The sequence below is a fragment of the Mycobacteroides franklinii genome (assembly GCF_001853795.1).
In the GTDB taxonomy this organism is placed as follows: Bacteria; Actinomycetota; Actinomycetes; order Mycobacteriales; family Mycobacteriaceae; genus Mycobacterium; species Mycobacterium franklinii.
This window is the reverse complement of sequence record NZ_MLIK01000027.1, coordinates 22356-42552: the sequence shown is the minus strand read 5'-3', so window position 1 is coordinate 42552 and position 20197 is coordinate 22356. Positions and strand designations below refer to the sequence as shown.

The 20197-nt window shown below is 61.7% G+C and carries 23 protein-coding genes; 16 read left to right on the top strand and 7 right to left on the bottom strand.

The features are described 5' to 3' along the window. Positions 1 to 2 precede the first annotated feature (2 nt). The 3 genes from BKG76_RS23290 to BKG76_RS23280 are packed head-to-tail and all read left to right on the top strand — an operon-like array spanning position 3 to position 5082. On the top strand, positions 3 to 2888 hold the full coding sequence (locus tag BKG76_RS23290; protein ID WP_070940126.1) for an MMPL/RND family transporter: 2886 nt from the start codon (positions 3 to 5) through the stop codon (positions 2886 to 2888). Positions 2889 to 2893: 5 nt separating this feature from the next. Then, complete coding sequence (locus BKG76_RS23285) at positions 2894 to 4135, top strand: MFS transporter (protein ID WP_070940253.1); 1242 nt, start codon at positions 2894 to 2896, stop codon at positions 4133 to 4135. Further along, entirely contained in the window at positions 4132 to 5082 is a 951-nt protein-coding gene (locus BKG76_RS23280) for an alpha/beta hydrolase (RefSeq protein WP_109420987.1), read from the top strand. The genes BKG76_RS23285 and BKG76_RS23280 overlap by 4 nt, the downstream gene beginning before the upstream one ends. Before the next feature lie 173 nt (positions 5083 to 5255). On the opposite strand, the gene BKG76_RS23275 is transcribed toward BKG76_RS23280, so the two are convergent. Genes BKG76_RS23275 through BKG76_RS23265 form a run of 3 tightly spaced genes read right to left on the bottom strand, consistent with a single transcriptional unit; the run spans position 5256 to position 8136 of the window. Further along, positions 5256 to 6164, bottom strand: a complete 909-nt coding sequence (locus BKG76_RS23275; protein WP_207543804.1) for a fumarylacetoacetate hydrolase family protein — start codon at positions 6162 to 6164, stop codon at positions 5256 to 5258. An 11-nt stretch (positions 6165 to 6175) separates the two neighbouring features. Next, on the bottom strand, positions 6176 to 7150 hold the full coding sequence (locus tag BKG76_RS23270; RefSeq protein ID WP_070940124.1) for an MBL fold metallo-hydrolase: 975 nt from the start codon (positions 7148 to 7150) through the stop codon (positions 6176 to 6178). A 14-nt stretch (positions 7151 to 7164) separates the two neighbouring features. Beyond that, on the bottom strand, positions 7165 to 8136 hold the full coding sequence (locus tag BKG76_RS23265) for an NAD-dependent epimerase/dehydratase family protein (RefSeq protein WP_070940123.1): 972 nt from the start codon (positions 8134 to 8136) through the stop codon (positions 7165 to 7167). Positions 8137 to 8236: 100 nt separating this feature from the next. On the opposite strand from BKG76_RS23265, the gene BKG76_RS23260 reads away from it, so the two are divergent. The 5 genes from BKG76_RS23260 to BKG76_RS24950 all read left to right on the top strand — a co-directional run bounded on the left by BKG76_RS23260 (position 8237) and on the right by BKG76_RS24950 (position 11542). Continuing rightward, positions 8237 to 8809 (top strand): TetR/AcrR family transcriptional regulator, encoded by a 573-nt coding sequence (locus tag BKG76_RS23260; protein WP_070940122.1) that lies wholly within the window; start codon positions 8237 to 8239, stop codon positions 8807 to 8809. A gap of 228 nt (positions 8810 to 9037) precedes the next feature. Further along, positions 9038 to 9388: a helix-turn-helix domain-containing protein gene (locus tag BKG76_RS23255; protein WP_070940121.1), complete on the top strand. Its 351-nt coding sequence runs from the start codon at positions 9038 to 9040 to the stop codon at positions 9386 to 9388. A 135-nt stretch (positions 9389 to 9523) separates the two neighbouring features. Then, entirely contained in the window at positions 9524 to 10333 is an 810-nt protein-coding gene (pspA, locus tag BKG76_RS23250; RefSeq protein ID WP_070940120.1) for a phage shock protein PspA, read from the top strand. A gap of 111 nt (positions 10334 to 10444) precedes the next feature. Further along, positions 10445 to 11272, top strand: a complete 828-nt coding sequence (pspM, locus tag BKG76_RS23245) for a phage shock envelope stress response protein PspM (protein ID WP_070940119.1) — start codon at positions 10445 to 10447, stop codon at positions 11270 to 11272. Between the two features lie 102 nt (positions 11273 to 11374). Continuing rightward, positions 11375 to 11542: a hypothetical protein gene (locus BKG76_RS24950; protein ID WP_165611558.1), complete on the top strand. Its 168-nt coding sequence runs from the start codon at positions 11375 to 11377 to the stop codon at positions 11540 to 11542. 3 nt (positions 11543 to 11545) lie between these two features. Here BKG76_RS24950 and BKG76_RS23240 read toward each other — a convergent pair whose 3' ends face one another. Both BKG76_RS23240 and BKG76_RS23235 read right to left on the bottom strand, forming a co-directional pair. Continuing rightward, complete coding sequence (locus tag BKG76_RS23240) at positions 11546 to 11980, bottom strand: limonene-1,2-epoxide hydrolase family protein (RefSeq protein WP_070940118.1); 435 nt, start codon at positions 11978 to 11980, stop codon at positions 11546 to 11548. 101 nt (positions 11981 to 12081) lie between these two features. Further along, the gene (locus BKG76_RS23235) at positions 12082 to 12525 is read right to left on the bottom strand and encodes a limonene-1,2-epoxide hydrolase family protein (RefSeq protein ID WP_070940117.1); all 444 of its coding nucleotides are present in this window, start codon (positions 12523 to 12525) and stop codon (positions 12082 to 12084) included. A gap of 41 nt (positions 12526 to 12566) precedes the next feature. On the opposite strand from BKG76_RS23235, the gene BKG76_RS23230 reads away from it, so the two are divergent. The 7 genes from BKG76_RS23230 to recX all read left to right on the top strand — a co-directional run bounded on the left by BKG76_RS23230 (position 12567) and on the right by recX (position 18583). Beyond that, the gene (locus BKG76_RS23230; protein WP_070940116.1) at positions 12567 to 13724 is read left to right on the top strand and encodes a glycosyltransferase; all 1158 of its coding nucleotides are present in this window, start codon (positions 12567 to 12569) and stop codon (positions 13722 to 13724) included. A gap of 4 nt (positions 13725 to 13728) precedes the next feature. After that, entirely contained in the window at positions 13729 to 13923 is a 195-nt protein-coding gene (locus tag BKG76_RS23225; RefSeq protein ID WP_070940115.1) for a DUF3046 domain-containing protein, read from the top strand. 180 nt (positions 13924 to 14103) lie between these two features. Further along, positions 14104 to 14976 carry an alpha/beta fold hydrolase gene (locus BKG76_RS23220; RefSeq protein ID WP_070940114.1) on the top strand — a complete coding sequence of 291 codons (873 nt, stop codon included), beginning with the start codon at positions 14104 to 14106 and terminating at the stop codon, positions 14974 to 14976. A 5-nt stretch (positions 14977 to 14981) separates the two neighbouring features. Then, the gene (locus tag BKG76_RS23215; RefSeq protein ID WP_070940113.1) at positions 14982 to 15680 is read left to right on the top strand and encodes a haloacid dehalogenase type II; all 699 of its coding nucleotides are present in this window, start codon (positions 14982 to 14984) and stop codon (positions 15678 to 15680) included. Positions 15681 to 15713: 33 nt separating this feature from the next. Then, complete coding sequence (locus tag BKG76_RS23210; RefSeq protein ID WP_070940112.1) at positions 15714 to 16763, top strand: zinc-binding alcohol dehydrogenase family protein; 1050 nt, start codon at positions 15714 to 15716, stop codon at positions 16761 to 16763. A gap of 199 nt (positions 16764 to 16962) precedes the next feature. Beyond that, complete coding sequence (gene recA, locus BKG76_RS23205) at positions 16963 to 18003, top strand: recombinase RecA (RefSeq protein WP_070940111.1); 1041 nt, start codon at positions 16963 to 16965, stop codon at positions 18001 to 18003. Continuing rightward, positions 17969 to 18583, top strand: a complete 615-nt coding sequence (gene recX / locus BKG76_RS24675; protein WP_083338208.1) for a recombination regulator RecX — start codon at positions 17969 to 17971, stop codon at positions 18581 to 18583. Before recA ends, recX begins: the two co-directional genes overlap by 35 nt. Before the next feature lie 12 nt (positions 18584 to 18595). On the opposite strand, the gene BKG76_RS23195 is transcribed toward recX, so the two are convergent. Next, on the bottom strand, positions 18596 to 18979 hold the full coding sequence (locus tag BKG76_RS23195) for a hypothetical protein (protein ID WP_070940109.1): 384 nt from the start codon (positions 18977 to 18979) through the stop codon (positions 18596 to 18598). Between the two features lie 94 nt (positions 18980 to 19073). Beyond that, positions 19074 to 19592, bottom strand: coding sequence for a CGNR zinc finger domain-containing protein (locus BKG76_RS23190; RefSeq protein WP_070940108.1), 519 nt, complete (start codon positions 19590 to 19592; stop codon positions 19074 to 19076). Between the two features lie 143 nt (positions 19593 to 19735). On the opposite strand from BKG76_RS23190, the gene BKG76_RS23185 reads away from it, so the two are divergent. Continuing rightward, entirely contained in the window at positions 19736 to 20197 is a 462-nt protein-coding gene (locus tag BKG76_RS23185) for a VOC family protein (protein ID WP_070940107.1), read from the top strand.

The following is a 20197-nucleotide window of genomic DNA, read 5'->3' as shown; positions in this document are numbered from 1 at the left end:
CCGTGGGTAACAAGCATGTGGGGCCCGACGGCGGCGAAAGGCGCCCTTTCGTCGCGCACGCTGTTCGGGTGCTCGCGATCCCGATCGTCCTCTTCTGGGTCGGCGCTGCCGTTGCGGCTAGCTTGTTAGTCCCCAAGCTCGACGGCGTGACAAAGCAACACGCAGGGCCGATGGTTCCCCTGGATGCGCCTTCGCAGCGCGCAATGCTGCACATTGGCGAGAAGTTTCAAGAATCGACCTCCACGAGCCTCGCCTACATCCTGCTGGAGACCGAGGGGCGAATACTGGGGGATGCCGACCACAAGTACTACGACGAGTTGATCCGTTTGCTCGACGCGGACAAGCAGCATGTTCAGTTCATCATGAACATGTGGGGTAAGCCGATCACGGCCGCGGGCAGTCAGAGCCCCGACAACAAGGCCGCCTACGTGATGCTGCGTTTGGTCGGCGATATCGGCGAGGCCGCCGCCAACGAGTCCACCATCGCACTGCGCAAGACGGTGCAAAATACCCTTGAGCGAACCCCGCCCCCACCCGGACTCAAGGTGTACGTCTCGGGAGCGGCTCCGCTGTCTGCGGACCTGCTTGACGCCGGCGACAAAAGTATGAAGCGGGTGCTGCTTTTTACGATTGCCGTCATCATCATCATGCTGGTCCTGGTTTACCGTTCCATTTCATGCGTGCTGTTGATATTGATTACCGTCGCTTTTGAATTCACGGTATCCAACGGCATTGTTTCTTTTTTCGTGGTGCACAACATCATCGGCATATCGACATTCGCGACCAGCATGGTCGAATCACTCATCATCGCAGCCGGAACGGATTACGGCATCTTTCTGCTCGGCAGGTATCACGAGGCGCGCAATGCGGGCGAGGATCGGGACCGCGCGTTCTACACCACGTTTCACGGCGTATCGCACGTCATTCTGGGGTCGGGGCTCACCATTGCGGGCGCATGCCTCTGCCTCGGTTTTGCGCGGCTTGGCTACTTCAACACGATGGGGCCGGCCTGCGCCATCGCCATGTTGGTCACCGTCGCGGCGGCTTTGACGCTCGGCCCGGCCTTGCTCGCAATCGCAAGTAAATTTGGTCTTCTCGACCCCCGGCCAACCCGCGGGCAGTCCCGGGGATGGCGCAGGGTGGGCACGATCGTCGTGCGCTGGCCAAAGCCGGTGCTGGTGGCCTCAAGTGCGGCCGTACTGGTGGGAGCCGTATTTCTGCCGTCCTACCGAGTGAGCTACAACGAGCGGGCCTTCCAGCCGGTCGACACTCCAGCCAACGCCGGATTCATGGCCTCGGACCGGCATTTCGCCGGCGGAAAACTGAACTCGGAAATGCTCTTGATCGAATCCGATCACGACATGCGAAATCCCGCTGATTTCATCTCACTCGATCATATCGCCAAGACCATCTTCCACACGCCTGGGATCGCCCAAGTTCAAGGCATCACGCGGCCCGAGGGCCGTCCAATGGAGCGCGCGTCAATCGCCAACATACTGGCGGGACAGGGTAGTAGCAGTGGTCAACAGCTGCCATTTACCGAGAACCAAGTAGCAGATTTAGATAACCAAGTGGCCGTCATGGATCACACCATCTCGATCATGCAGACAATTCTTGGGCTCATGGATCAAATGACGCAACTCACCCATGACATGGTGGGGACAATGGAGGAGATGAAGGCACTCGCCGACCAGGTGGAAATAAACATCAGTGCCGTCGACGATTTCCTCAGACCTATTAAGAACTACTACTACTGGGAACCGCACTGCGCGGACATCCCCATTTGCTGGATGGGGCGGTCGATGTTCGATTCGATGGACAGCATCGACGGGATGACGGCACTGACAGCGGAGGCGCTGGCCTCCATGCAGGTCATGGACCAGCTGCTGCCCCGCATGCTCGCGCAGACACGCATGGCATTAAGTGACATGACCATCATGCGCGGGATGATGGTCAAGTCGCGCGGCACACAGGCGCTGAACACCTACACTGCGGCCGATGACGCAAACGACATGATCGATATCGGTCAGGATTTTGACGATTCCCGTAATGACGACCTCTTCTATGCGCCGAAATATATCTTCAGTAATACTGACTTTCAGGTCGCTCTCCGGTTTCTTGTCTCGCCGGACGGCACCGCGGCCAGGTTCATCATCAACCATGACGGTGAGGCCCTGAGCCCCGAGGGGGTAGCCCATGTTAATGCCATCGAAAAGGCCGCCTATGAGGGGCTGAAAGGCACATCTCTCGCCGGGGCGAAGATCTACCTCGGAGGCTCGGCCTCGAATTATCGGGATATCGAAAAGTACGTAGCCTCCGACCTGTTGATCGCTGCTATCGCCTCGTTCACTTTGATCTTCGTGATAATGCTGATCATCACGAGGAGCCTCATCGCCGCATTCACCATTATCGGCACAGTAGCTTTCTCGTTCTCAGGAGCTTTTGGGTTGGGCATATTGATTTGGCAACACATAATTGGCCTGAACTTGCATTGGATGGTCCTCCCGCTCACCTTTATCCTCTTGGTCGCAGTCGGTTCGGATTATAATCTGCTGTTAATCGCACGAATGAAGGAAGAATTGCACGGCGGAATCCAGGCTGGGATCATACGGTCGGTCGGGTCAACCGGTGGTGTTGTGACAGCCGCCGGCTTGGTATTCGCATTCACCATGCTGTCCATGGTGCCGAATGATCTACGCGCCATCTCGCAAGTGGGCTCGATTATCTGTGTGGGCCTTCTGCTTGACACCCTGATCGTGCGTTCGTTCATCGTCCCGGCGATCGCCAGGATTTTGGGCCCATGGTTCTGGTGGCCGCGGATCGTGCGTTGGCGCCCGCCGGCGGGTACGTCCGGCACCACCCTCGCAAATGCGCGGAACGGAACATGATGTCGATGTCCGCAGCTGAATCGCAGCAAAGCGGCGCCGCAGGCAGGATCCGTGCCAAGTCCCGAGAGTTTCGCGTCGCGGCAGTTGGCCTGCTCCTCGCCTCGATGATTGGACCCGCGCAGCTGTATTGCATCCAGGGAATTCTGCCGCAGGTCGCGGAGGGGCTACAGATCTCTGCGGGCGACAGCCAACTCATTTTCCTGGCGGCATTTGCCGGTTTTGCGCTTGGATTGATCCCCATCAGTCTGTTGTCGGAACGCTATGGCAGGCGGAGCATACTGCTGGCGTCGTCAACACTGGGAACGTTGATTTATCTGCTCCTGGTGTTCTGCGACAACCTCACTGAAATCATCTTGTTGAGAGGACTGCAGGGAGTCTTGCTGGCCGGTGTTTCTGCCATTGTGATGGCATACATAGGGGAAGAGTTCGAACCCCAGGCTGTTACCCCTGCGATGGGGATATACGCGGCAGGAAACGCCCTCGGGTCACTCTTGGGCCAAATGTTGCCGGCCTGGATTGTTGGGGGCACGGGTTCATGGCGGTTGGCACTCGGCGTGCTGGCCGTGCTACTGCTTGGGGTAATTGTTGTTTCCGCTATCACACTGCCGCGCTCGAACTTCTTCATATCCAGCGATATTTCGTACGCTATGGAAGCCAGGCTCTTCCTCTCGCACCTTTCGAACCCTCGGTTGCTCGTCATCTATCTGCTGATATTTTGCTTCATGGGGGCGATTATTTCGATATTCAATGCCTTGCCCTTCAGGGTCGAATCGCCACCATTCAATATATCGCCGAGTATGTACGGCACATTCTTTCTGGTTATTCTGGTGGGCGTTTTCACCGCGAAGACCTCGGGTACCGTAGCCGCGAGGATCGGAATCAGGAATACGCTACTTCTGGCTGTTGTCTTGATGCTGGCCGGAGTAGCGCTGCTAGCCGTTCCCGTGGTGTGGATCATTGTGCTTGGAGCAGCGCTTGTCACCGGGGGAGGGTTTGCGGGGTACACGTGTCTCACGAGCCTGTCGGCGACGATCGCGCATAAAGGTAGGGCGCAGGCGTCCTCGCTTTTTCTCGCGTCGAGCTTCAGTGGGAGCGCCGTGTTCGGGCTCGTCGGTAGCCGCGTGCTCACGGATGCGGGATGGGCTGGTCTGTTGATATACATCAGCGGATTGATGGGCCTCGGTTTCTTGCTGGCGCTCACTGTCCGCGACGCACCACCCGCCGATGCCGAAGGTAGGAAATCGTGATCAGGCCCATTGATGCCGTCTTGAAGTCTGTCCTCGATGCGAGCCCCGCGGTGCATCTTGATCGGCCGGCGGATTTGTCTCTGGCACGTGAGTCCCGCCGACATGCTGTCCGCGGTGAGGCGCCGTCGACCGCGGTTGGCCGTGTGAAGGACATCGTGATTCCGGTGACCGACGCACCCCCCATCGCGGCGCGCGTCTACTGGCCGATGGGCTTCGAAGATGCCGGAGAGCTCCCACTTGCCGTCTACTACCACGGCGGCGGTTTTGCGCTGGGCAGCATCGATACTCACGACTGGGTGGCACGTTCGATATGCGCACATATCGAAGCGGTGGTGGTGTCCGTGGATTACCGCCTCGCGCCCGAAAATCCCTACCCGGCCGCTGTCGACGACGCATTCGCCGCACTCACCTGGGCGGCGGAGCATGCCACGGAATTGGGTGCGGACCCGGCCAGAATCGCGGTAGCCGGCGATTCCGCGGGGGGCAACCTCGCCACCGTGGCAGCCCAGCTGGCCAAAAGCCGCGGTGGTCCACATCTGAAGTTTCAGCTGCTCTGGTACCCGGGCACCACCAGCGATCTCTCCTTGCCCTCGGTCATCGAGAATGCCGCCGGCCCGGTCCTTTCCCGGGACATCATGAGGATTTTTGGCCAGGCATATCTCGGTGAATTATCCGAAACCGCTGACCCGGCAGCACTTCCGTTCACCGTTGCGCCGGTCAACGGGGACCTCGAGGGTCTGCCCCCGGCGTACATCGCCACCGCGCAATACGACCCGCTTCGAGACGACGGCAGGATCTACGCGGCACTACTGGAGGATGCGGGGGTAGCGGTCCAGCTCCACAACGCCGACACCCTGGTCCACGGATATCTTGATTTCGCCAGGATTGTTCCGGCGGCGAAAGAGGAGTTCCTACTTTCCCTGGACGCGTGCAAGGCCGCGTTGTAGGCGTCTGCTTGCATGAACTTGTGCGCTCGTGATTCTCACTAACGTGTCACAATCCTCGGGTTGTCAAACGCCCGCGCATATACATGGTCATTCGCAGCGCTCGAGGGTCGCGTCGGTAGCGTCACACACCGCATCTGACGCCGATGCAAAGGTCTTGTTCATGTTCTTTGCCATCAAAAGCCCGTTGACAGCGGATGAAGTGCCGGGCCGTCGACGACGCGCTGGTGGATCTCGCCCAGTTTGTCGACAACCAAACGCACTTCGTCGCCCGGTGCCAGCCACCCGCGGAAGTTGTCGGGCTCCATCCGATAGTGCTCGAGGAGGCAACCGGTGGGCACCGTGCCCGAGCCGATGATGTCACCGGGGCGTAGCTGGGTGCCGCGCGACGTATAGGCGATCATGTCGGCGAAGTCCCAGTCGATATCGTCCCAGCTGCCGTGACTTACGGTCTCGCCGTTGACCTGGCCGGTCATGCTCAGTGCGAAGCCTTTTCGGCCGCGGTGCGGCGCCAACTCGTCGGGGGTGACCAGCATCGGTCCCAGTGTGTTGACGCCGTCCTTGCCCTTTGATGGCCCCAACCCCATCGACATATCCTGTACTTGCAGATCACGTGCGCTCCAGTCGCACAAGATCATGTAGCCGGCGATGTGATCGGGTGCGTCTTCGCGGCGAATGTTCGCCCCGGATTTGCCGATTACCGCACAAACCTCCAGTTCGTAGTCAAATTGCTGCGTTCCTGGCGAGATGGGTACGTCATCGTGTGGGCCGACGACGGCGGCGGTGTTGGCGAAGTAGAACGCCGGCACCTGCGCGTAGCGTTCGCTGATCTCGAACTGACCGCCGGAGGCGCAGTTGTGCAGATGCTGCAGGAATCCTAGGCAGTCCCGGATGGAACGCGGCTGCAGTGGCGCCCGCAGTTCTACACTACTGAGAGGGACAACCTGATCCGGTGAGGTGAGCGCCTGCTGCTTGGCGGCCGCGAGCCCGTCCTGCTCGTCGAGCAGATTCAGCAGTGTTACACCGGGTTTCAGAGCATGGATCATGTCGCCGCGGATCAGCCCGGCGCGATCTGGCTCCTTCAATGTTCCGTATGTTACCCAGCGCATGGATTGTTGACCTTCCCGTGTGTGCCGATGCCTTCGAGGGCGGCGATCCGTTCGAATACCTCCAGGCGACTGAGTGTGATTTCGGGATCCAGGGTTTGGTAGACGCTGACTACGTTCTGCACAATCCGGCTATGCTCGGGCATGGCGGCGTATTTCCCTTGTCCCAGAGACTCGATCGCTGAGTCCAGGCTGAGACCGTCGTCGAATCTTTTGGTGGCTTCGACGATGATGTAGCTCAGATACTCGCGCACCTCATGCACCCCTCTCTTGTCGGTTACCGGGCCGTGGCCGGGCACGATCACGCGAAGATCCAGGTCGAGAATCAAGTCGCAGGCGTCGACCCAGCGCTGCGGCGGACCGGCCCACACAATCGGAGTGCCGCCGATGAACAAGATGTCCCCGGCGTACAGCGTCTTGGCGTCCGGGACATGCACGAGGGTGTCTCCGGGAGTATGCGCCGGGCCTACCTCGATCAGGCGCACTTCGCGGCCGCCGACGTCGATCTGCTCGTGATCAGTAAACATCCGGGTTGGGCCGGTCGACACGATCCCCTCAAAGTCGAAGGAGCCAAAGAACTTCCGTGCCAAATCGCCCAACGCCCCGGACAATTGCGTGACCGCCGCCATTTCCTCGACAGACTCCTGGGTCATCAACTCTGCCGCGGCCTGGGAGGCAATGATCTGCACCCCGTCGCCCACGACAAGTTGATTCCCGAAATAGTGATCCCCATCCGAATGCGTGTTCACCACAGTGGCAATGGGGTGGCGATCGGTCAAAACCGCTATCCCATCGAGCATTTCGCGGGTACTCGCCAGGTCGTACAGCGTGTCGATCAGCAGTGAGGCATCCGAACCCGTCACCAGGCCCGAGTTGCTCAACCCCCAACCGCCGTCGGGTTGCAGCCACGCGTAGCAGCCATTGCCCAAGTCGTGCAGTCCCTTTGCGTATGTGATGGTAGTCATCGCGTAACGCCCGGCTAGAACGAAACCCGAGCGGCCGCCGCGTGACGCTTGGGTTCGGGATAAACACTGTTCAGATCAAGTGGTTTCGGCAACGTCGCCAGGTCGTCGATCACACCTGGACGATGCGGGCGCCAGCCCAGTTCTTTCTGTGCCTTGGCGCTCGAAGCGCGGACATTGCCGAAGAAGTCCAGCTCGTTGAATCGGCCGTTAAGGGCCCTCATGGTCAGATAGTCGACCAGCTCAACCTCACCACCAAGTCCGGCCGCCGCACTGACTGCTTTGGCAACCTGGAGGACGGGAACGGTATCGGTTGCCGCGAAATACAATCCCCGCGCCGAGGTATCTTGCAGCACAATGGCATACAGATCGGCTAGATCGTCGACATGCACGAAGGTGACCGCGTTGTCATAGTTGACCGCATGAACCACTCCGTGCTTGCGGAGCCCATTGAACATGCGGGCGATAGGTCCGATGTACCCGCCGCGCCGGCCGTACAACTGCCCGGGCGACACGATGACAGTCCGGACACCCTTGGCTGACAGGACCTTCTCGGTAATCGCCTGAAAATGCTTATAGAAGAACGGTGGAGTCATGGGGTCGGCCTCGGTGACCACCCGCTCGGGATTGACCAGCCCGGTATCCATCCAGGCGCCGGTGCCGCCGGTAACGACGTACGGCTTATCTGTTCCGGCCAGCGCCTCCAGGATTGCGTCCGTGGTCAATGCCGCCTCGCTGACCGTCTCCAACGCCTGAATCAGGAACCCGCCGGTGGCGATCTGCACCACTCCGTCGGCGCCCGCGGCCGCCTCGCGGATGACATCACTATCTCCCATGGATCCGCGCACCGGTTCCACCCCGGCTTCGGACAGCTGCGCCGCCGATTCGTCGCTGCGCGCCAGGCCACGCAGCACATGCCCGTCCGCCAACAATCGTTGGCACACCACCGACCCGATGTACCCAGTGCCCCCGATAACAAAGAGCTGCATGGCTCCTCCTCTGATCATTTAAATGCACATGTTTGTGCAATAACTCACTGTAGGCACAAGCGGGACGCTAAAGCAAGTGTCTGTGCGTTAGAATCGTGGCATGTCAGAGTCAGCACGCCGGACCGGTGGCCGCAGCGCCCGAGTCCGTCGCAACGTTCTCGACGCCGCCACGGCGATCCTGCTCGAAGAGGGTCTGGATGCGATGACCATCACGGCTGTCGCCGAACGCTCGGGGGTGCATCACACATCCATCTACCGTCGGTGGGGCGACAGGGCGACATTGATTCGCGACGCCCTGCTCGACGCCGTCGACACGGCCGTACCCGTCCGAGACACGGACAACCTGTATGACGAACTCACCGGCATGCTCGACGATGTACTCGCCCTGTACCAATCACCGCTGGGGCCGGTTCTCTTGGATGCAATGCGGTCCAGCGATCCCGCACTAGGGGAACTACGAGGCGCTTACTTCGGGGCTCGTCTGGAACAGTGCGCCGGAATTGCCGAACGGGCCAGGAAACGCGGCGACGTGCCGGAAGACGTTGACTACCGGCTCGTTTTTGAACTTTTGATGGGGCCCATTCTCGCCCGTGCATTGTTCAGTCCTGGCGGCGTCAAGACGCTGAACTCCGGCACGATTGTGCGCGCCGTACTCAACGGCGTGACGCGATGAAATGCGGTTGCGGGCAATGAAGTGTCTTGAATGCCCCTAGATTCTCACCGCAGTTCTGATCGGCGGACTGCCTCGAGCAATTCGCGGCAGATACTTGCGTACCGCTACTTGCGTACCGGGCTGAGGCGTCCATCACGCCCTGGGAACCTCTGCGTGCGCGGCAACGTTGAGCAAGGCAGACTCAACTACCACGCGGTATGGACGCGGACAGACGTTAAGGAGAAGGACATGGCGCTGTTGCTTCGAGAAGCCATCGGCGACACCCTGCGGAGCGCACGTTCCGGGCAGGGCAAGACGCTGCGGGAGGTGTCGGACACCGCGCGGGTCAGCCTCGGTTACTTGTCCGAGGTAGAACGCGGTCGGAAGGAAGCCTCCAGCGAGCTGCTGGCGGCGATCTGCGGCGCGCTCGAGGTCCCGCTCTCGCAGGTGTTGTCCGAGGTCAGCGTGAGACTGGCGCGGCGCGAGGCTCCGGCCGCGGTTCCGCAGCCCGCGGTGACGTCGACGGCCGGTTCCCTGGGTGGGATCGACGTCGCCACCAAGGTGGTCATTCCCCAGGTTCGCGCAATGGCGGCCGCCTAACTACTGTGGCGGTCGCATTGTTTTGCGCCCCCGTAGGGGGTGTGGGGATCGACGTGCAACAGATAAGTTGGGACCCACGCAGTCGTAGGCAGCGACGACTACCGGCATCCAAGCAGCAGAAGGCGGATCGATCCCATGGCTAACCCGTTTGTCAAGGCGTGGAAGTACCTGATGGCACTGTTCAACGCGAAGATCGACGAGAACGCAGACCCGAAGGTACAGATTCAGCAGGCCATTGAAGAGGCGCAGCGGAACCACCAGGCGCTCTCGCAGCAGGCCGCCTCGGTCATCGGGAATCAGCGCCAGCTGGAGATGCGCCTCAACCGTCAGCTTGCCGACGTCGAGAAGCTGCAGGTCAACGTTCGCCAGGCCCTGACCTTGGCCGACCAGGCGAACACCGCGGGTGATACCGCGAAGGCAACCGAGTACAACAACGCCGCCGAGGCTTTCGCCGCGCAGCTGGTCACCGCCGAACAGAGCGTCGAGGATCTCAAGGCTCTGCACGATCAGGCGCTCGCCGCCGCAGCCCAGGCCAAAAAGGCCGTCGAGCAGAACGCGATGATGCTGCAGCAGCGCATCGCCGAGCGCACCAAGCTACTGAGCCAGCTGGAGCAGGCCAAGATGCAAGAGCAGGTATCCGCCTCGTTGCGGTCGATGAGTGAGCTGGCCGCTCCCGGTAACACCCCGAGCCTGGACGAGGTGCGCGACAAGATCGAGCGCCGCTATGCCAACGCCCTGGGCTCGGCCGAGCTGGCGCAGAACTCCGTGCAGGGCCGCATGATCGAGGTGGAGCAGGCCAGTGTGCAGATGGCCGGGCATTCCCGCCTGGAGCAGATCCGCGCCTCGATGAAGGGTGAGGCACTCCCCGCTGGGGGTACCGCGATCCCGGCGCCGGCGACGGCAACCGAGCAGGCCAACCCGGCCAACCCGCTGGGTCAGCAGTAACTTTCTTCTCTCCAAATCCGCCGAGGGTGTGCGCCCGCACTCACCCTCGGCGGATTTGTTGTATCGACATTCGCACTCGGCGGACGCCAAATTTTCGGGCACAATGTGAATATGACACCCCAACCGCCTCGCCGCGCCGCGGTGCACGGAGGTTGGGAGCAGCTGCTGCGCCGCCTGGCCACCAACGTCAACGATCTCGGTGAGGAACTCGCGGCGCGAATGCGCGCGATGTCCGATAAACGCGAGAAGTTGTTGCGAAAGCGGCTGCGGGCCAAGCGCTGGAGCATCCGCTGGGCGCTGGCTTGCGCGGCCGGTCTGCTGGTGACCACAGTGCTCGCCACCACCGGCGCACCACCCTGGCTGTTGATCATCCCGGCACTGCTGACGGCCGGATGTGCGATTCCAGCCACTTATTTGTTCGTGCGGTACCGCGTCCTCAAGGCCGAGCCGCTGCCGCCACCGCGTCCCGGGGTAGAGCGGCGGCTGCCACCCTTCGGGTCGTCGGCCCGGCCACCGATGGCGGCCCTGGACGCGGCCGAGCGTTCACTTTTCTCCCTGCTCGGCGTGGTCGAGCGTGGCAACATGATTCCGGACAGCGAAGGGCGGCAGGTTCTTTCGGCCGCTAACCAGGCCGCCTATGTGATGGCCGCCACCGCCAAGGAAGTGGTGTCCATGGAGCGGGCCGCTGTCGAGGCTCCGCACACCCGCGAATACCTGCAGCCGACCATCAATGCCTTCACCACGCAGCTCGATACGGGCGTACGCCAGTACAACGAGTTGGTCACCGCGGCAGCGCAATTGGTTTCGGCGGGCAATGGTGGCGCGGTGATTACGTCGCCGATGTCGCGGGGCCCGCTCTTCGAGGATCTGGTGCAGGCCACCGATCGTCTCACCGGGTGGGCCGGTGCGCTCGACGAGCTCGGGCAGCTGTCAGGGTAATCCCCGATCTTTCCCTGATCTTCGGCGTTCAGGCTTCCTCAGGCGCCAATTGTCCTGCCAGGCTTCTGCTATCGCGGCAAGTCGAGAGAACGGTGGGTACCTGTGTTGTGGAAAATCATTGGCGTGCTGCTGGTCGTATGGCTGGCATTCCTGGTGGTAGGTGCCATCTTCAAGCTTGTGGTTCCGATGCTTGTGGTCGGCGTGCTCATTCTCGGTGGAGTGCTGGTGTATCGCGCGGTGACGGAATCCGACAAGACTCCGCTGCCGTGAGATTCAGAGCTTCGGGCGCAGAGCGGGAACAACGATTCCCACGATGCCGCGGGCGAGGCCCTTGGTGAGGTTCCAGACGTCCGCGTAGTCGCGCCAAAGTGTGACCTTGCCCTCCGCGGAAAGCTCGGTGACACCGCACACCCAGAACGCAATGTGCAGCCGACCCACGATGATGACATCGGTGCGCTCCGTCATCACTGTGTTGCCGTTGACGGTGATCCGGTGGATTTTGACGTCGAAACCGGCGCCCGGCAAGTTCAGCGCGGACAAGGCCCGCATCACCGTCATACGCCCCCGCACCGTGGGCAGACCCACATTTTCCCAGCGCACGGTGTCATCGAGCAGCGCATCGAGGGCCGGCAGGTCGCTGCGGCGCATGGCGTCCCAAAATCCCTCGACGATCTCGATGGGGGCAGTGATGGCGAGCGTCTCCGTCATGAGGCAACGGTAGACACACGGGGACGCTCAGAGAAGGGTTGTGTCCAGATATCGGGCTGCAGCCCAAGGGAGCCTGGACCGGTTCGTAGGCCGACTAGCGGTCAAAAACTCGGTCGCAGTGCGGGCAACGGGATGGCGATCAGGCCGCGGAGCGTCGCCTTGAACATGTCGAACATGTCGAAGTAGTCGCGCCACAGGGTGATCGTGCCCCGATCAGAAACCTCGAAGACGCCGCAGACCCAGAACTGCAAGCGCAGCGGGCCGAGGACGATGGCATCGTGACGTTCATTCATCACGGTGTTCCCGTTGGTGGTGGTGCGATGGATCTGCACCTCGAAACCGAACCCGGGGCGTTTGAGTGGCTCGAACACCTTGAGCGCGGCGCGACGCCCATGGATCGTCGGTAGGCCCACGTTCTGATAGACGAGATTCTCGTCCAGGACACTTTCCGCGAAGTCGGTGTCACCGTTCTGGGCGGCTTCCAGGAAGCGGGTGACGGTCTGCGCCGGGGTGAGAGCTGCCAGTTCCAGCGTGCTGTAGGTCATGCGTTTCAAGGTAGTCCGAATCGCTGTGGCAGGGTAGGGCGGTGCGTGTCGCCGTGGTCGCCGGTCCAGATCCGGGGCATGCCTTTCCCGCCATCGCGTTATGCCTGAAATTCGCCGCCGCCGGCGACGATCCGGTGCTGCTGACCGGGCCACGCTGGCTGGAGCAGGCCCGTGCCGTCGGGCTCGAGGCAAGGGAGCTGTTGGGGCTGCAGCCCCGGGTTGCCGACGATGACACGGATGCGGGCGCAAAGATCCATCAGCGGGCCGCCCACATGGCGCTGGCCAACCTGGATCAGCTCAGGGAACTGGCGCCGGACCTCATCGTGTCCGATGTCATTACCGCCTGTGGTGGGATGGCCGCCGAGCTGCTCGATGTGCCGTGGGTGGAGCTCAACCCACATCCGCTCTACCTGCCTTCAAAAGGTTTGCCGCCATTGGGAAGTGGGCTGGCTCCCGGCGAGGGTTGGCGTGGCCGACTGCGCGACGAGGTGATGCGCCGGTTGACACAAAGATCAATCGACGAAGGGCTGCGGCAACGTTCGCAGGCGCGGGTCGAGATCGGCTTGCCCGCGCGTGACCCCGGGCCTGTTCGGCGGTTGATCGCGACGCTCCCTGCGCTTGAGGTACCCCGTCCCGACTGGCCGAGGGAGGCGGTGTTGGTGGGACCGCTGCACTGGGAACCTACCGACGTTGTGCTGCAACCGCCTTCGGGGCCGGGTCCCGTGGTTGTGATCGCGCCGTCAACGGCCTTCACCGGGGCCGAGGGGATGACCGAACTGGCGGTGCAGGCCTTGGATTCGGCGGGTGCGCGGGTGGTTGTTTCGGCTCTGGATCCGCCCGCTTCGGGGTTGCCGACGTGGGCGGTTGCCGGGCTGGCCCGCCAGGATCTATTGCTGGCGGGCGCTGATTTGGCCATTTGTGGTGGGGGACATGGGTTTTTAAGTAAGGCGCTGCTTGCCGGGGTGCCGGCCGTGGTGGTTCCCGGTGGTGGCGATCAATGGGAGCTCGCGAATCGTGTTGTGCGGCAAGGTAGCGCCGAGTTGGTCCGTCCGCTCAACCGAGATTCACTGGCCGCCGCCATTGGTCGCGTGTTGGGGGAGCGGCGCTATGCCGAGGCCGCTCGCCGGGCGGCCGCAGGCGCCGTGGACGTCAAGGATCCGGTACGGGTGTGCCAGGACGCGGTCGCGGCCCTAAAGTGACCGTGTGCGTCTGACGGAATTTCATGAGCTGGTCACCGGTCGGTTCGGGGCGGTCTACGGCTCGTCCGTACTGGTCGACCACGTGCTGACCGCGATGGGCGGACGCACCGCGGCCCAGGCCGTCGAAGACGGGGCAGAACCCCGTGACGTCTGGCGGGCGCTGTGCGCCGATTTCGACGTGCCGCGCGATCAGTGGTGAGTTTCGGCTGGTTGCGCCGGCTCTAAACGGTCACGCCGCCTCGGTGCGGCTCTTTGGTAGATCTGCCCATGGGGTATTGCCTGCCGTCGTCGCAGCTTCATGTAACCGTTAAAACAGTCTTGACAGGTTAGTTGACTCGTGTTTGACTCCTAACTATCAAAATCACTTAAGGGGTTAGTTATGGATGTCTCCGTCGCGCACCGCTACGCCACCGTGGATGGGCACCGGCTGTTCTACCGGCAGGCGGGAAGCCACGATGCTCCGGCAATCGTGTTGTTGCACGGATTTCCGACGAGTTCCTTCATGTTTCGCAATCTCATCGGACGTCTGGCGCAGAACTACTACGTCATAGCCCCCGATCACCTTGGCTTCGGTTACTCGGATATGCCGCTGGTAACGGAATTCGACTACACCTTCGACGCACTGGCGGGCCTCACCCAGGCCCTGCTGGACCAGCTGGGCGTGACTCGCTACGCAATCTACGTCCAGGACTACGGCGCGCCTATCGGCTGGCGACTGGCGTTGAATCGACCGCAGGCCATCAGCGCCATCATCACGCAGAGCGGCAACGGGTATGACGAGGGGTTCGTCGAGGAATTCTGGCAGACCATCTGGGATTACCAGCGTGAACAGACCGCGCGGTCAGAGGCGGCGATCCGCACCGCACTGGACGTCGAGTCCGTCAAATGGCAGTACCTGACCGGGGCCCCGGACGAGTCGGCGGTAAGCCCCGATACCTGGATCCTGGACAGTGCGTTGTTGTCCCGGCCGGGTAACGACGAGATCCAACTGAAGCTGTTCCGGGACTACGCCACCAATGCGCCGATGTATCCGGCGCTGCACGAATATCTGCGAGCTAGCGCAGTACCGGTGCTGGCCGTCTGGGGTCGCAACGACCCGATCTTCGGCCCGGATGGTGCGCGGGCTTTCGAGCGGGACGCGCGCGATGCGGAAGTCCATCTGCTCGACGGGGGACATTTTCTGTTGGAGACCGCGGGAGCGCTGGTGGCGGATCTGATCACGGCGTTCCTGCAGCGTGTCGGCGCAGAATAACCGTCATGGCTCCCGCTACCCGTCCGGACGTACTTGTCTTCGACGTCAACGAAACCCTCATCGACATCGAAGCGTTGACCCCCTATTTCACAGAGGTTTTCGGCGATGCAGGTGTGCTTCGAGAGTGGTTCGGGCAACTGGTCACCTATTCGATGACGGTCACCGTATCGGACCGTTATGTCGACTTCTTCCTGCTGGGACAGTCGGTGCTGCGGATGATCGCCGCGTATCGGGACGTCGAACTCACCGACGGCGACGTCACGGCGCTGGCAGACGCGATGGCCACCATGCCCGCACATCCGGAAGTGGCGCGAGGGCTTTCGCGACTGCGCGACGATGGGTATCGACTGGTGGCGCTCACCAATTCGCCGGTGCGCGGAGGTCGGCCCAGTCCATTGGAGAACGCGGGTTTGGGCAGCTACTTCGAGCGGCAGTTCAGCGTCGACGAATTGAGAATGTTCAAGCCCGCGCCGGTGCTGTATCGACACACGGCACAGGAACTCGGGGTAAGGCCAGGGCAATGCATGATGGTGGCCGCGCACGCCTGGGACACCGTCGGCGCGCAGGCCGTCGGATTCGGCGGTGCCCTCATCACCCGTCCTGGCAACGCGCCCTTGCGTGCCCCGGGTGTGCCGTACCCGGATCTCGTCGCATCAGATCTCGTCGATCTTTCGACTCAACTGGTGCAAGCGTTCGAAAAATAAAGCAGAGGAACGTCATTCAGAGGAGATGGCCGCATGGATACCACAGCAACAGCATCGGTGACACCGACTGAACCCGCGGTCGTGAGGGAACGTCCGGGTGGGCCGGCGATGCGAGCAATTGTCCTCGACGGTTTCGGGGGACTGGACGTCTTGACCCACGCCGAGATCGCCAAACCCTTGCCCAAGGTCGGGGAGGTGGTGATCAGGGTGAAGGGCTTCGGGATCAATCACGCCGAGATGCATATGCGTCGCGGTGAGTGGGCCGAGGCCGCGGAAGTCAGCGGCATCGAGTGTGTCGGCATCGTCGATGCTTGTCCCGGAGGCGAATTCGCGGTGGGTGCCAAGGTCGCGGCGCTCATGGGCGGGCTCGGGCGCACCGTCAACGGCAGCTACGCGGAATTCACCCGAGTGCGGGTTGAGAATGTCGCACTGATCGAGTCGGATCTGCCGTGGGATCAGCTGGCAGCACTTCCCGAGACCTATGCCACCGCATGGACCTGCCTGTTTCGCAACCTTAACCTTTCTGCGGGACAGACCGTCGTAATACGCGGAGCGACATCGTCTTTCGGTCAAGCGGCGGTAAAACTGGCGGTGGAGGCGGGTGCGCGTGTGATCGCGACGACGCGTAGCGCGAAGCGCTTTGACTCGCTGACGGCTCTGGGCGCGGTGCGTGCCGAATGGGAGACTCCCGATCTGGGCACCCGCATCGCCGAAGCCAAGCAGATTGATGCCGTTCTCGACCTCGTGGGCAACAGCACGATCCTGGATTCGCTGGACATGCTGCGGCGGGGTGGCACCGCATGTTTGGCCGGTTGGCTTGGGGGACTGGACCCGATCCCTGACTTCAACCCGCTGCTGCGTATGGCCAGCGGCGTCAATCTGAGCTTCTTCGGCAGCTTCGTGTTCGGCAGCCCGGGCTTTCCGTTGTCGGATGTTCCCCTGCAGGACATCGCCGACAAGGTCCGTGACGGCCGGCTCGAGGCCAAAGCATCGCGAGTCTTCTCCTTCGACCAGATCCGGGAGGCGCACCGGGTTATGGAGGCCGGAGAGGCCGGCGGGAAGATGGTGGTGCTTGTCGACTGATCCGTCGATGGCCGCGCGCCGAGTGCCCGATTTCCCGGCGTGTCTATGCGTGCAATCGAACAGATGTTCGCCTACAGTGGGTGATGTTCGAGCGAGAAGGTATGCGCAGGTCAGATAACTTGTCGGACCTCTGTCCTAGCGTCTGTCTCAACCGATCGAAGACCTGATCTTCGAACATGACCACGAAACGGAGAACACCATGGCGCAGGCACCGGATCGCGAGAAGGCCCTCGAGCTCGCGCTCGCACAAATCGACAAGAGCTTCGGTAAGGGCTCGGTCATGCGGCTGGGTGACGAGGTGCGTCAGCCCATCTCGGTGATCCCGACCGGATCCATCGCGCTGGATGTGGCGCTGGGCATCGGTGGTCTGCCGCGCGGCCGTGTGGTCGAGATCTATGGCCCGGAATCCTCGGGTAAGACCACCGTGGCACTGCACGCCGTCGCCAACGCGCAAGCCGCCGGCGGTATCGCCGCGTTCATCGACGCTGAGCACGCACTCGACCCGGAATACGCCAAGAAGCTTGGTGTAGATACCGATTCGTTGCTCGTGTCCCAGCCGGATACCGGCGAGCAGGCGCTGGAAATTGCCGACATGCTGGTGCGCTCCGGCGCCATCTCCCTCATCGTCATCGACTCGGTGGCCGCGCTGGTGCCGCGCGCCGAAATCGAGGGCGAGATGGGCGATAGCCACGTCGGCCTGCAGGCCCGCCTGATGAGCCAGGCCCTGCGCAAGATGACCGGTGCCCTCAACAACTCGGGCACCACCGCGATCTTCATCAACCAGCTGCGCGAGAAGATCGGTGTGATGTTCGGTTCGCCCGAAACCACCACGGGTGGTAAGGCCTTGAAGTTCTATTCCTCGGTGCGCCTTGATGTGCGCCGTATCGAGACCCTCAAGGACGGCACCGATGCGGTGGGTAACCGTACCCGCGTCAAGGTCGTCAAGAACAAGGTGTCACCGCCGTTCAAGCAGGCCGAGTTCGACATCCTCTACGGCAAGGGCATCTCCAAGGAAGGGTCGCTCATTGACATGGGCGTGGAGCATGGCTTCATCCGTAAGTCCGGTTCCTGGTTCACTTATGAGGGTGAGCAGCTGGGCCAGGGCAAGGAGAACGCCCGCAACTTCTTGTTGGAGAACGTTGATGTGGCCAACGAGATCGAGAAGAAGATCAAGGAAAAGCTCGGTATCGGAGCGGTGCTGACCAATGACGAAGTCGTCCCGGCCCCAGTCGATTTCTGATCCCCTGTCCGAGTTGGGTTCTCAAGAATTCCTAGACGAACTGCGAGCCCGGGTCGTGTCGGTCCCCGAAGCCCCGACGCGTGAACCTGTTGACTCGCGGGACGAGCAGGCGTGGTCATATTGCCTTCGCCTGTTGACAAGTCGGGCGCGTACCCGCGCCGAGCTGACCGAAAGGTTGACTCGGCGCGGGTACCCCGATGACCTTTCCGATCGAATCATGGAACGGCTGATTGCCGCCGGACTGATCAATGACGCCGACTTTGCCACCCAATGGGTGCAATCCCGGCATACCTATTCCGGAAAAGGCAAGCGCGCCTTGGCTGCAGAGCTTCGAACCAAGGGAGTCTCGGCCGAGAACGCTGAGGCAGCGCTGTCCCAGATAGATGGAGATGCCGAGCGTGTGCGGGCGGCACAGCTCGTGGACAAGAAACTCCGGTCGGAAAATCTGGACGACGGCGGGGTCAAGGCCGCGCGACGATTGGTCGCCATGCTCGCGCGTCGTGGATACGGCCAGTCCATGGCATATGACGTGGTGAAGAACGCGCTTGCTTCGGAAAAGGACCGACGCAACGTCGGATGACTGAGGCGGTCGCTACAAACCGAACGGGCGGGCTGGGGGGTTAGGCGGTGGGTCGCCTTCATCGGCGCCAGTGGATCGCATACTCATAGACGCCTCGGCTGTCGGTGACTGCACGCCCGGCAGGCACGGTACTTGGCGGGAGATCGTCTTGAATGGGCCGATCTCGGTGTCCTCATTGAGCATCGGCAGCGGGCCGCAATTGCCCTTGAAATGTGCATCCATGGTGAATGGGGTCGGGTTCACGCAGGTCAGGTTCATTCCGATGGGCGTCGCGACCTGCAGGCAGTCGAAGTTCAGGGGAGCGCCGTAGGCCACCGGTGCGCCCGTGAGTGCTGCCCCCGTGCACGCTGCTCCGAAAACGGCAGACACGCCGATGGTCAATACGATGTTCCGCATGGTGACTATGGTAACGAAGTGATACCTGTTACGTAATACTTCGATTGTGATAGTTGAGTAAGAATCTATCCTGTGGTGCTGCTGTGAAGATTGATCACATGTTCTTGGCGTAGTGCCGTGCGGCCTTCGCCCTGTTTCCGCAGGTCGCCATGGAATGCCACCGGCGGGCGCCGTTCTTGGATGTGTCGTAGAAGAACAACACGCACTGCGGATGGGCGCACTGTTTGATTCGATCAGGGGACTCGGACACCAGGGTGAGCAGATTATCGGCGGCGAGCCAACCGGCAAGCTGGTGCGATTCGGGAACCTCGGCGGTGTCGACGGGCCCATCGACGGTCAGTGAGCGGCGGATCGCGCCGCGCGACAGTACGGCGTTGATGTCATCGATCTGAGAATTCTTTACCGCGCGGTAGATGGCGTCACGCGCGGTGAGCAAGGCCTCCAGTGTCTGGTGATCGTCCGCGCATCGGTCGTGAAGATTGTTGGTGTGCAACCAGATTCGCAGACCGTCGAGGTCGGACAGTAGATCCTGCGGTCCATCACCACTCATCCACCGGGTGTTCAGCAGGTCCAGTGCAAGTGGTTCGCCGAGATGGGGGCGTGGATCGGACATGGCCTGAGATTAGCCGCCTCCCTGTGTAGTGAACCTGTACCGGAAATTCTAACTGATAAAAGGATATAGATGGTTGACAGTGTCGACGAGTCTGATTACCGTATAACCGGTAAGACTAATTTATCGGTTAGAAAGGGTTGTTCATGAGCACAGCCATCGCACCCCGTGTGGTCACCGGTCACGTCGGGCTGAACGTCAGTGATTTGCAGCGGTCCGTCGCGTTCTATCGCAAGGCGTTCGGATTCGAGCAGCTCGCCGCCAGCACAGACGGCGCGCAGCGCTTCGCTTTCCTCGGATTCGAAGCGGGCCCCGTGCTCACCCTGTGGGAACAGAGCAGCGGGGAATTCTCGGCGGGCATACCAGGCTTACATCATTTGTCATTCCAAGTGGATTCTGTACAGCAGGTGCAACAGGTGGAAGCGACCCTGAAGGAACTATCGACGGTGTTTATGCACGACGGCGTCGTCGCGCACCGGGAAGGCGCGTCCTCCGGCGGAATCTTCTTCACCGATCCCGATGGGATTCGTCTTGAGGTATTCGCGGCCACAGGCATTGAGCCACACGCGGCACCCACGGGCGACGCGCCGACATGCGGATTCTTCTGA